General features: G+C 67.0%; 7 protein-coding genes. 4 read left to right on the top strand and 3 right to left on the bottom strand.

Features of this window, described 5'->3' with window-relative positions:
• Positions 1–197: 197 nt before the first annotated feature.
• Positions 198–3353 (bottom strand): TonB-dependent receptor, encoded by a 3156-nt coding sequence (locus HB724_RS08215; protein ID WP_213980437.1) that lies wholly within the window; start codon positions 3351–3353, stop codon positions 198–200.
• Between the two features lie 337 nt (positions 3354–3690).
• Between HB724_RS08215 and HB724_RS08210 the strand changes: the two genes are divergently transcribed.
• Positions 3691–5850 carry a prolyl oligopeptidase family serine peptidase gene (locus HB724_RS08210; RefSeq protein WP_213980436.1) on the top strand — a complete coding sequence of 720 codons (2160 nt, stop codon included), beginning with the start codon at positions 3691–3693 and terminating at the stop codon, positions 5848–5850.
• A 251-nt stretch (positions 5851–6101) separates the two neighbouring features.
• Here HB724_RS08210 and hutC read toward each other — a convergent pair whose 3' ends face one another.
• A complete protein-coding gene (gene hutC / locus HB724_RS08205; RefSeq protein ID WP_213980435.1) occupies positions 6102–6857 on the bottom strand; it encodes a histidine utilization repressor in 756 nt (251 codons plus the stop codon).
• Positions 6858–6957: 100 nt separating this feature from the next.
• Positions 6958–8319, bottom strand: coding sequence for a formimidoylglutamate deiminase (locus HB724_RS08200; RefSeq protein WP_213980434.1), 1362 nt, complete (start codon positions 8317–8319; stop codon positions 6958–6960).
• A gap of 106 nt (positions 8320–8425) precedes the next feature.
• Here HB724_RS08200 and hutI point away from each other — a divergent pair, with 106 nt between their 5' ends.
• The 3 genes from hutI to hutG form a co-directional block, all read left to right on the top strand.
• The gene (hutI, locus tag HB724_RS08195; RefSeq protein ID WP_213980433.1) at positions 8426–9634 is read left to right on the top strand and encodes an imidazolonepropionase; all 1209 of its coding nucleotides are present in this window, start codon (positions 8426–8428) and stop codon (positions 9632–9634) included.
• Positions 9631–11169, top strand: a complete 1539-nt coding sequence (hutH, locus tag HB724_RS08190) for a histidine ammonia-lyase (protein WP_213980432.1) — start codon at positions 9631–9633, stop codon at positions 11167–11169. Before hutI ends, hutH begins: the two co-directional genes overlap by 4 nt.
• Positions 11162–12563 (top strand): N-formylglutamate deformylase (hutG, locus tag HB724_RS20460; protein WP_256731393.1); only part of this gene is annotated, 1402 nt, incomplete at its 3' end. The genes hutH and hutG, both read left to right, overlap by 8 nt.

Genomic DNA, 12563 nt, shown 5'->3' with positions numbered 1-12563 from the left:
GTGCCGGGGTCCACCGTGCGGCTGGGAGAGCCGCTCGAACCGGGAAGGGCTCGCTCGCGGACAAGCAAATCCCGGCACTTCGGCCGGGGTGACGGTTGAAGGATGCCGGCCGGGCACCGAATGTCGATCCGGCCCCGGCCTCACCTCATAACACAAGAAAAATCCCGGCGGGCAAATGCCCGCCGGGACCGAACCCATCAGAACTTGTAGTTGAGCGACACCGTATAGCGCCGGCCGAGCAGGTCATATGCGGACGTGGCGTCATACGGGAACGGCGGCGCGGTATCGAACAGGTTCGTCACCGTCACGCGCATCGTCGCCTTTTCCTGGATCCGCTGCGACAGGCCCAGGTTGAACAGCCACTGGCTCTTGAGCTCCAGGATGTCGCGGCTGTCGTCGTTGAACAGGATGTCGTACTTCGCCTTGCCGGTGTAGTTGGCTTGGAGGTTGAGCCCGAAGCCGCCGTCGCTGCTGAAGGCAAGATTCGCCTGGCCGCTATATTTGGGCGTCCCGATCTCGCCGGCCTGCGGATCGATCGTCACGCCGTTGTTCGACGAGCGCAGCGTATCCAGATAGAAGAGCGACCCGCCCAGGTTCAGCCGCCCGGGAATGCCGACCCCGTCGAGCGGGAGCATATAATCGACCTGCGCGGTCAGCCCCTTGAACTCGATGAAGTCGCCATTGACGAAGCCCGTGCGGATGCCCGGATTGGCAGGATCGCTGGCGATCTGGCCGTTCACGTTGGGATCGTCGCTGTGGACGCGGGTGAACTGAGTGCAGAAGCTGTTGCCCGCATCCGGATTGGTCAGGTCGAACGAGGGATTGTCGTAGCAGCCCTCGGCGATGTTCGCCGCGGTGAGCGAGGCGATGTTGCCCTTCACCTTGATCCGGTTCCAGTCGATCGCCGCCTGGAAGCGCGGGATGAAGCTGGGCCGCAGCACGACGCCGAAGGTATAGCTGTCCGCCACTTCGTTCTGAAGGGTCGGATTGCCGCCCGTGCGCCCCGGCACCGCCGAAGTGCGCGCCAGTGAGCTGAAGGTCGCCGGATCGACGCCGTAAGCCTTGTAGAACGCATCGCAGTTGCGCTGGCGGACGCTCGGGTTCGAGCCGCTGCCGATGTTCGCCACGTCACAGGGATCGGGGAAGAACGACCCGGCATTGGTCTGCGGCGTGAACAGCTCGACGATCGAGGGCGCACGCAGCGAACGGGTGAAGTTGCCGCGGAACTCGATATCCTTGATCGGCCGGTAGCGGCCACCCGCCGTGTAGGTCCAGAACCCGCCATTGACCGAGTTGTTGACGTAGCGCGCACGGCCCTCGGCCGTCAGGCTCTCGATCAGCGGCACATGGTTCTCGGGCGAGACGAGCGGTACCAGCAACTCGCCGAAGACTTCGTTGGTGTGGAAGCTGCCCTCGTTGCCGGAAATCGCGGCGGCACGTCCGCGACCCGCCACCTGGAACGGATCGGGTGTGAACTGGCCATATTCACGACGATGCTCGAAGCCGACGTTGAAGCCGACGCCACCCGACCACAGGGTGATGAGGTCCGACGAGCCGAAGTTGATATTGTACACTTCCTGCTCGATCACCGACTTGGCGGTCGACCGGTAGTTCACATAATCGACTGCGCCCGGATTGAGCCGGCCCGGACCGAACGGATCGAGCGCCACGCAGGCAGCGTCGGCGATCGGCGCGATCCCGCCCGGCGCCGCATTGACGATCGGGTTCGGGTTGCAGTTGTTGATTGCGTTCACGAACTTCTGCTGGTCGAGCAGGATCGAGTGGAAAAAGCCCTCGGTGCGGCCGTAATTGGCCGAGGCTTCATAGGTGAAGTTCTTGCCGAGCGCCTGGAAATCGCCCGTCAGACCCACCACGCCGCGATAGACGTTGGTCTCGGACGATGCAGCACCGTTGGTGATGTCCACGAAATCGCGCGACAGGTAGAAATTGTTGACGCCATAGCCCGCAAGCACGCTCTTCGCCTGGGCGTTGAGCCGCGGATCGTTGATGTTGAAGAGCAGCGCGCTGTTCACGCCGCCCGGAAAGAGCGGCGAGTTGTAGACCGGCTGGTCGATCACTTCGCGGCCGATGCCGTGATAGTAAGTGCCCTCGAAGAACGCCTTGATGTTGGGCGTGATCTCGTAATCGGCGTTCAGATTGGCCGTATAGCGTTCGAGGTCGTTGGTCAGCGGGCGGGTGTCGGCCAGGTTGAAGCCGTCGCCGCCGCTGCCATAGGTGTTGCCGAAGGGCATGCCCGGATTGAACGGCACGATATTGCCGTTGGCATCGAACTGGATCCGGTCGAAGCCGCCCACGCCGAAGCCGGCGGTGCTGCCGTCCGTGGGGTTATAGGTCTGGAAATTGGCGGGCGTCGTGCCGTTCGCCGGAATATAGGGCAGGATCAGGCCCGCGGTGGATTCGGTGAAGATGCGCGTGTTGCCGATCAGCACCGTGTTGGGGATGCCGTCGGTCGATCCGCCATTGTACGGCACGAGCGGATTGATGCGTCCGTCGTTCGCCGTCGTCCGGCCGGGAATGCGCGTCTGGGCCGAGCCCGCGGTCGGGTTGGTCTGGAAGGTGAGCCCCGCCGAGGCCCGATCGCGATCCACGGCGCGCAGGCCGTCGCTGCGATCATAGGATCCGCCGATCAGCACATGGCCCCGGCCTTCCGGCCCGAACTTGAAGCCGGCGATGCCCGACAGATTGGCGCGGAAATTGTCGCCCTGGTTGCTGATGCCGCTCAGGCCCTGGAGCTCGACGCCCTCGTAATCCTGCTTCAGGATCACATTGACCGTGCCCGCGATCGCGTCAGAGCCATAGATCGGCGCGCCGCCGATGGCGACGTTCTCGATCCGGTCGATCATCAGCGGATTGATGACGTTGAGGTCGACCTGGAGGCCGGCGGGATTGCCGAGCACGGTCGGCGCGTTGGTCGAGACGAAGCGGCGGCCGTTGACCAGGGTCAGCGTGCGCGCAGTGCCCAGGCCGAACTTGTTCACGAAGTTTTGGCTGACGCCATAGCTGCTCTGGCCGCCCTCGGCATTCTGGGGCACGCCGAAGCCGGGCTGCTCGTTGAGCGCGTCGGCCACGTTGGTCAGGCCGCGGGCGTTGAGATACTCGTTCGAAACGACCGTGACCGGTTCGAGCGAGTCGAACTCGGCGCGCTTGATGCGCGAGCCGGTGATGACGATTTCGCCATTGTCCTGGGCTTCACCGGCGGTAGGAACCGATGTGGCCGGCAAATCCGATTGCGGTGCCGTGGCATCGGATTCGGACGCCGTCTGCGCCCAGCTTACGGACGGCAGCAGCAGCGCCAGAGTGAGAACGCTAGCCGAGATAAATCGGGTCTTCATTGCTTATCCCCCTGTCCTTGTTTTTGAGCTCCTTTTCCTGCCTGCGTCCGGATATCCCCGTGCCTTTGCGACCTGTGGGGCTCTTATTTGTATAGACAATTGGTAGTCCGCGTTTCACCGCATTGCAACATTGAATCTGCGCGATCCGGAAAGATATTTCACCCGCTCAGGCGCAACGCACTGAAAAAGGTTGTGAAATGCGGCATATCGGCAACAATCTTGCCATTTCGCGCCGCACGATGTGGCGATGCACCATTTTTTGTATAGACATTTAATCCCGCGCATAGGACATTGAAGCTGCGGGGCGGGACGCTCCGGGCATGAGGGGAGCGCAACCATGATCCTGAATCACAAGACCTCTATCGGCCGAGTCGCTGCAAGGCGCGCCGGGGCAGCCCTGCTGCTCGCGGGAGTGGCCATCGCGACGCCCGCCGCCGCGCAGACGGCACCGGCAGCCGCGTCGCATTCCGCGACCAATCCTTCCCCCGCCGTGCTGGCGGCGTTCCCGATGAACGACGAGATCCGCACCAAGGTACGCGCGATGCGCGGCCTGGCGCTGTCGCCCGACGGCAAGTCGGTGCTCGCCAGCATCACCGATACCACGGCCGAGGGCGGCCTGCCCCATCTCTGGCTGCTCGCCCAGGGCGCCAAGCCGCGCCAGCTCACCTTCACCCGCTCGGGCGATCGCGGCGGCGAGGCCAGCGGCCAATTCTCGCCCGACGGCAAATCGGTGCTGTTCCTCGCCGGGCGCGACAGCGTCCGCTCGCTGTTCCGCCTGCCGCTGGCCGGCGGCGAGCCCGAGCGGCTCCAGATCACCAAGACCCAGGCGGGCGAAGTCACCGGCGTCTGGGGTGGCGCGCTCAAGAAGGACAATGTCGTCTCGCCGGGCGGCTATGCCTTCTCGCCCGACGGCAGATATCTCGCGCTCTGGGGCGAGGATCCCGAGGATCCGGCGATCAAGGCCCGCAAGGAGCGCAAGGACGACGGCTACAACCATGAGGAGCCGGAGTCGCACACCTTCCTCTACATGGTCGATTTCACGACCGGCGCGACCCGCCCGGTCAAGCTCGACGGCAAGTTCGCCTCGGTAAGCTGGTCCTATGACAGCGCCGACATGATCGTGACCACCGATCCGCGCTCAGACCTGACCGGCCCGGACAGCAGCTTCTGGCAGGTGAACCCCGATACGCTAGCTGCGACGAAGCTCGACCTGCCCAAGACCGCCGGCGGCGTCACCTTCCTCCCCGGCCGCAAGCGGCTGGTCTATACCAACCAGTGCCTCGAGGATTCGCCGCCGCGCTGCAACGACCTCTATGTGAAGGATCTCGCCACCGGCCAGGCCAAGAACCTGACGCCCGGCTTCGACGGCGACATTCCCGAAAACTACACGGTCCTGCCGAGCGGCGACCTGGCGCTGGCGATCCCGACGCACATGCGCACCCGCCTCGCCACGCTCTCCACCACGACCGGCGCGGTGACCTGGCATGATTTCGGCCTGCCCGTCGCGGGCTCGCTGGTCACCAACGGCAAGCTTTCCGCCTGGGCGTTCATCGGCACCGGCCCGACCGATCCGAGCACCGTCTTCCTTACCCCCAAATGGGGCGCCAAGCCCGTCACGCTCGACGCGCCCGCACTGATGCCGAGCACCTGGGCCAAGGTGCCGTCGAAGCTGGTCACCTGGCAGAATGAAGGCCTGACGATCGAAGGCATGCTCTACATGCCGCCGAACATCGCGCCGGGCACCAAGGTGCCGCTGATCCTCAGCATCCATGGCGGCCCCGCCGGGCGCTTCCAGGATGATTATTCCGCCGCGATCCAGATGCTGGTGGCCGAAGGCTGGGCGGTGATGCAGCCCAATATCCGCGGCTCGACCGGCTATGGCGCCAAGTTCCTGGGCGCGAACAAGAACGACCTGGGCGGCGCCGACTTCCGCGACATCATGGCCGGCGTCGACATGCTCATCAAGGATTACCCGGTCGACGAATCCAAGATGGCCCTGATCGGCTACAGCTATGGCGGCGAGATGGCCGGCTTCGTCGTCGGCAAGACCGATCGCTTCAAGGCGATCGTCTCCGGCGCGCCCGTCATCAACCAGTTCAGCGAATACGGCACCGAACGCGGCACCTTCTACGATCGCTGGTATTATGGCCGGCCCTGGGATCATTTCGCCGATGTCTGGCGCCAGAGCCCGATCTCGACGGTCATGAACGCCAAGACGCCGTTCCTGCTGCTTCAGGGCGAGGAGGATGTCACCGATCCGCTCGGCCAGTCGCTGGAGATGTGGCGCGCGCTCAAGCAATATGGCGCGCCGGTCGCGCTGATCGTCTATCCGCGCGAAGGCCATGGCGAGACCGGCGGCAGCTTCCGCTCGCTGGTGAGCCAGGAGCCATGGCACGGCATCGACCTGCGCCGCCGCATGTTCGGCTTCCTGCGCGCCGCCCTTGCCGGCGAGCCCGATCCGCTCGCCATCGCGCGCAAGGACGTACCCACGCCCTGACGCCTTGTCCCTAGCCTCCCCTGCTCCCTCGCGGGGAGGACCGGGCGCCCGCCACACCGGAATCCCGTGGCGGGCGCCCTAATTTTCTAAAGATCCTCCCCGGCACGGGGAGGGGGACCGCGCCCGCAGGGCGTGGTGGAGGGGGAGCGCCCCAAACGACTTCCCAAGTGGAGAACCCCCTCCACCAGCCTATGGCTGGTTCCCCTCCCCGTGCCGGGGAGGATCTTGGAGTCACTACCCCTTTTCCCCGATCACTCCGCGAAGATATCGGCGCTCCGGGTCTGCGACGCGAAGCGCGCGGTCAGGTCGAAATTGTCCCCGTGGAAGACCATGCGGACATAGGTGATCGATTCCTTCTCGCGCCACGTCCAGCGCTCCAGCACCAGGCATGGCTTGTCCTGCCGCACCTTGAGCAGCGCCGCCTGCTCGCCCGCCGCCGCCGCGGTGATGCGGTGCTCCGCCTCGGTCCAGGGCACATGCGCGAGCAGCCAACTCCCCGGCGGCGTCTCCGAGAAATCGGCGTCGATCGCGGAAGGAACGGCGCTCAGGTTGATGAGGCGATCCTCGGCCGCATAGGGCTTGCCGTCCGCCAGATGCAGGCAATGCAGCGACAGCAGCTTGCCGTTGTGCGGGATCTTCATCGTCGCGCCCCCCGGCGTATCGGCGCCCAGCACGGTCCGGCCGATCAGCTCCAGCCGATAGACATGGCCGCGCTTCTCGATCTCCCGCCGGATATCGGGGATCTCCAACGCCGCCATATGGATGCGCGGCCGCGTCACGAACGAGCCGCGCCGCCGCTGGCGCGAGATCAGGCCGGCAGAGGCAAGCGTCGACAGCGCCTTGTTCACGGTCATCCGCGAGCAGCCGTAACGCTCCATCAGCTCATGCTCGAACGGGATGCGATCACCCGGGCGCAGCACGCCCGACATGATCTGGCTTTCGATCGCGGTGCGTATTCTCTGGTACAGCGGCCCGGTTTCGGCTTCTGCGCGTCTAGGCTTTATCACCGGCGCGTCCGATCGTCATCCAAGCCCATGCGAAATCGCAATGTCATCTAGCCCCCGAACCGATGGTTGCCGCGCAATGGAAAGCAGCGGGCGACTCAGGTCAAGCATTCTCGGTCAAAGTCCGCAGCGCCGAGACATAGCGCCGGGTGACGGCATCGCGCGCGACATGGCGCCCGCCCTTCACCCATTGCCGCCCGCTCCGCCAAACACCGTCGATCATCCCGCGGCTGTCGGCGAAGACGAACGCATCGAGGATCGCGTCGTCCGCGCGCCCGGCGAGCGTCGGATGCGCCATGTCGAGCGTCAGGAAATCCGCGCGCGCGCCGGGAGCCAGCCCGAACGCCTCCATGCCCAGCGCCTGCGCACCGCCCTTCCCCGCGCGATCGAACAGCAGCCGCCCGGTCGAAGGGCAATCGTCGGTCGAGAGCAGGTTGCGCCCCCGCTCGGCCAGCCGCTGCGAATATTCGAGGCTGCGCAGCTCCTGCGCGAGATCGATCAGCACGTTCGAATCCGATCCGACGCCGAATTGCCCGCCGACCTCCAGAAACGCTCCGGCCGGAAAGATGCCGTCGCCCAGATTGGCCTCGGTGATCGGGCACAGCCCCGCCACCGCACCGCTCCGCGCGATGCCGCCCAGTTCCTCGGGCGTGACATGCGTTGCATGGACCAGGCACCAGCGCGCATCGACCGGCGCGTGCGTCAGCAGCCATTCGACCGGCCTCTGCCCGGTGAAGCCCAGGCAATCCTCCACTTCACCGGTCTGCTCGGCGATATGGATATGGATCGGCCCGTCAACGCCGATCGCGATCGCCGCGTCGAGCAATTCGGGCGGCGCGGCGCGCAGGCTGTGCGGCGCCACGCCGACGATCCCGCCCGCCGGCGCCACCGCGCGCCGCGACGCCTCGATCAGCCGCGCATAGCCGTCGGCATCGTTCACGAACCGGCGCTGCTCCGGCTTGGGCGGCGTGGCCCCGAATCCCGAAGCGGCATAGAGCACCGGCAGCAGCGTCAGCCCGATGCCCGCCTCCGCCGCCGCAGCGGCCACGCGCCCGCCCATCTCGGCCGGATCGGCGAAGGGCGCGCCGTCGCGATCATGATGGACATAGTGGAACTCACCCACCTGGACGAAACCCGCCTCCAGCATCTCGACATAGGCGAGCGCCGCGATCGCCTCGATCTCGTCGGGGCCGACATGATTCGCGAATCGGTACATGATGTCGCGCCAGGTCCAGAAGCTGTCGGCGCTCGAACCGCGATGTTCGGCCATCCCCGCCATGCCGCGCTGGAAGGCATGGCTGTGCAGGTTCGCCACGCCGGGCAGCGCGATTCCGTGCCGCTCGTCCCCCGCTTCGGGATCGGCGCCGGCCAGTATCTCGACGATGCGGCCGTCCTCCACCGACATGCGGACCCGGTCGGCCCAGGCCCCTCGCAATAACGCCGATTCGAACCAGAAATGCTGCATTGGCCGCCACCCTCAAACGCCGTTCCAACGGATATCGATCAATAAATGTATAGACATTTTCTCCCGATATCCTAGAGCGGGGTTATCAGGTTCTTGGGGGTAACGGGTGCAAGTCGAACGTCTCTGGAGCAATGCCAGGCTCGCGACGTTACGCGCCGATCTGCCCGGGCTCGGAACGATCGAGGACGGCATCGTCGCCTGCTCCGGCGACCGCATTCTATATGCCGGATCGCGCGCCGACGCGCCCGCTTTCGACGCCGAATCCGAATGGGATATCGAAGGCCGCTGGATCACGCCCGGCCTGGTCGATTGCCACACCCACCTCGTCTATGCCGGCAATCGCGCCCGCGAGTTCGAGCTGCGCCTGGCCGGCGCCAGCTATGAGGAGATCGCCCGCGCCGGCGGCGGCATCGTCTCGACCATGACCGCCACCCGCGCCGCCACGCGCGACGAGCTGATCGAGGCGGCGCTGCCCCGGCTCGACACGATGCTGGGCGAAGGCGTGACGACGATCGAGATCAAGTCGGGCTATGGCCTGTCCGAAATCGACGAGATCAAGATGCTCTCCGCCGCGCGTGCGCTGCCCGGGCTGCGTCCGGTCCGCGTCGCCGCCACCTTCCTCGGCGCGCATGCGCTGCCCGGCGAATTCAAGGACGATCCCGAAGCCTATATCGACCTGATCTGCGACCGGATGATCCCGGGCATCGCCGCCGAAGGTCTCGCCGACGCGGTGGACGCCTTCTGCGAGGGGATCGGCTTCACGCCCGCGCAGGTCCGCCGCGTGTTCGAGGCCGCCAAGACCCATGGCCTGCGCGTCAAGCTCCATGCCGAGCAGCTCTCCAATCTCCACGGCGCCGCGCTCGCCGCCGAATATGGCGCACTTTCGGCCGATCATCTGGAGCATCTCGACGCAGCCGGCGTCGCCGCCATGGCGGCATCGGGCACCGTCGCGGTGCTGCTCCCCGGCGCCTTCTATTTCACCCGCGAGGAGCTGCGTCCGCCGGTCGCACTGCTGCGCAAGGCCGGCGTGCCGATCGCCATCGCCACCGATTCCAATCCCGGCACCTCGCCGCTCACCTCGCCGCTGCTCACGATGAACATGGCCGCGACCTTGTTCCGCCTCACCGTGGACGAGTGCATCGCCGGCATGACCCGCGAGGGCGCCCGCGCGCTCGGCCTGCTGGACGAGATCGGCACGCTGGAGGCCGGCAAGCGCTGCGACCTCGCGATCTGGGACGTCGAGGAGCCGGCGGAGCTCGTCTATCACATGGGATTCAATCCCCTGCACGCACGCATCTGGGGAGGCCAGGCATGACTATAATTCTCGAACCCGGAGCAGTCCCCCTTGCGGACTGGCACGCCATCTATCGCGGCGCGTCCGCCACGCTGAGCCCCGCGTGCCGCCCGGCCGTCCAGCGCAGCGCCGACATCGTCGCGCGCATCGCCGAGCGCGATCAGGCGGTGTACGGCGTCAACACCGGCTTCGGCCTGCTCGCCAGCATCCGCATTGCGCCCGCCGACCTGGAGACGCTCCAGCGCAATCTGGTGATCTCGCATGCCGCCGGCGTCGGCGATCCGATGCCGCAGGGCGTGCTGCGCCTGATGATGGCGCTCAAGCTCGCCAGCCTGGGCCGCGGCGCTTCGGGCGTGCGCCCCGAGACGCTCGACCTGCTCGGCGCGATGCTGGAGCGCGGCCTGTTGCCCGTCGTCCCGGCGCAAGGCTCGGTCGGCGCCTCGGGCGATCTCGCCCCGCTCGCGCACATGACCGCCACGATGATCGGCGTCGGCGAGATCGACAGCGGCACCGGCCCCCGCCCTGCCGCCGAAGCGCTGGCCGAAGCCGGCCTCGCCCCGATCACGCTCGGCGCCAAGGAAGGGCTCGCCCTCCTCAACGGCACCCAATTCTCCACGGCCTATGCCCTCGCCGGCCTGTTCGAGGCCGAGAACCTCTTCGCCGCCGCCCTCGCCACCGGTGCGCTTTCGACCGAGGCGGCCAAGGGCTCCGATACGCCCTTCGATCCGCGCATCCACGCGCTGCGCGGCCATCGCGGCCAGGCCGAGGTCGCGGCGATGCTGCTCGCGATGATGCAGGCGTCGGAAATCCGGGCCTCGCACCGCGAAGGCGACAAGCGCGTCCAGGATCCCTATTGCCTGCGCTGCCAGCCCCAGGTGATGGGCGCCGCGCTCGACCTGCTCCGCCAGGCCGCCACCACGCTCGCGATCGAAGCCAACAGCGTCTCGGACAATCCGCTGGTGCTGGGCGAGGGCGAAGTCCTCTCCGGCGGCAATTTCCACGCCGAGCCCGTCGCCTTCGCCGCCGACATGATCGCGATGGCGCTGTGCGAGATCGGCTCGCTCTCCGAACGCCGCCTCGCGATGCTGGTCGATCCCGCGCTCTCCGGCCTGCCCGCGTTCCTGACGCCGCGCCCCGGCCTCAACTCGGGCTTCATGATCCCGCAGGTCACCGCCGCCGCCCTGGTCTCCGAGAACAAGCAGCGCGCCTTCCCGGCCAGCGTCGATTCGATCCCGACCTCGGCGAACCAGGAAGATCACGTCTCGATGGCCGCCCACGGCGCGCGCCGGCTGATGGCGATGGCCGAGAACACCGGCAACGTGATCGCGATCGAGCTGCTCGCCGGCGCCCAGGGCTATGATTTCCACGCCCCCCTCGCCGGCAACCCCGCCGCCCAGGCGGTCCACAAGGAAATCCGCCAGGCCGTCCCCGGCCTTGTCGAGGACCGCTATTTCCATCCCGACATCGCCGCCGCCGGCGCGATCGTCCGTTCGGGCCGCCTGCGCGAGGTCGTCACCGCCAACGGCGTGACCATCCCCTCGGTGCTCCATGTCTGAGGACTGGCTGGTCGTCCGCCGCGGCAATGCGCCGCTGGTGCTCGGCATGCCGCACACCGGCACGGACATTCCCCACGAGCTCGCCGATCGCTTCGCTTCTCCCTGGCTGGCGCGCAAGGACGCCGACTGGTGGATCGACCGGCTCTACGACTTCGCCGAGAAGCTCGACGCCACGATCGTCCGCACCCGCATCTCGCGCAGCGTGATCGACGTGAACCGCGACCCCAGCGGCGCCTCGCTCTATCCGGGCCAGGCGACCACCGAGCTCTGCCCGACCACCAGCTTCGACGGCGAACCGCTCTACCTGCGCGGCCAGGAACCCGACGCAGCCGAGATCGAGAATCGCACCACGCGCTGGTTCGCCCCCTATCACGCCGCGCTCCAGGCCGAACTCGACCGCCTGCGCGCCCGGCACGGCCATGTCGTGCTCTACGATTGCCACTCGATCCGCAGCAACGTCCCCCGCCTGTTCGAAGGCGAGCTGCCCCAGTTCAACATCGGCACCAACAACGGCACCACCTGCGCCCCCGCCCTTGAGCAGGCCGTAGAGCGCCAATGCGCCGCCTCGGGCCTGTCGCTGGTGGTCAACGGCCGTTTCCGCGGCGGTTACACCACCCGCCACCATGGCCGCCCGGATCGCGGCATCCACGCCATCCAGATGGAGCTCGCCTGCCGCGGCTATATCGACGAGCCGGACGTCGCCACCGAAACCAACTGGCCCACCCCGTTCGACCGCGCCCGCGCCGCGCCGCTGGTGGCGCACCTCACCAACATCCTCACCGCCGCCCGCACCTGGGCAACCGCACAAGAGAAGGACCGCATGACCACTCGCCTCGACAACAGCCGCACCATCCGAGCACCGCGAGGCACGGAGATCACCGCGAAAAGCTGGCTCACCGAGGCGCCGCTGCGCATGCTGATGAACAATCTCGATCCCGAGGTCGCCGAGAAGCCCGAGGAGCTGACCGTCTATGGCGGCATCGGCCGCGCCGCGCGCAACTGGGAGGCGTTCGACGCCATCGTCGCCAGCCTGAAGCGGCTGGAGAGCGACCAGACCCTGCTCGTCCAGTCGGGCAAGCCGGTCGGCATCTTCCGCACCCATGCCGATGCGCCGCGCGTGCTGATCGCCAATTCGAACCTCGTGCCGCACTGGGCGAACTGGGAGCATTTCAACGAGCTCGATCGCAAGGGGCTCATGATGTACGGCCAGATGACGGCCGGCAGCTGGATCTATATCGGCACCCAGGGCATCGTTCAGGGCACGTTCGAGACCTTCGCCGAGATGGGCCGCCAGCATTTCGGCGGCAGCCTGAAGGGCCGCTGGATCCTCACCGCCGGCCTCGGTGGCATGGGCGGTGCGCAGCCGCTCGCGGCGGTGATGGCCGGCGCCTCGT

This window comes from Sphingomonas sp. dw_22 (assembly GCF_018449795.1).
Taxonomy (GTDB): Bacteria; Pseudomonadota; Alphaproteobacteria; order Sphingomonadales; family Sphingomonadaceae; genus Sphingomonas.
Note: the sequence above shows the minus strand (reverse complement) of the source record. Positions and strands in the feature narration are given on the sequence as shown.

What these genes read in the sequence shown, in the direction of transcription:
- HB724_RS08215 (WP_213980437.1), bottom strand. Translation starts at nt 3,353, where the DNA reads ATGAAGACCCGATTTATCTCGGCTAGCGTTCTCACTCTGGCGCTGCTG.
- HB724_RS08210 (WP_213980436.1), top strand. Translation starts at nt 3,691, where the DNA reads ATGATCCTGAATCACAAGACCTCTATCGGCCGAGTCGCTGCAAGGCGC.
- HB724_RS08200 (WP_213980434.1), bottom strand. Translation starts at nt 8,319, where the DNA reads ATGCAGCATTTCTGGTTCGAATCGGCGTTATTGCGAGGGGCCTGGGCC.
- hutH (WP_213980432.1), top strand. Translation starts at nt 9,631, where the DNA reads ATGACTATAATTCTCGAACCCGGAGCAGTCCCCCTTGCGGACTGGCAC.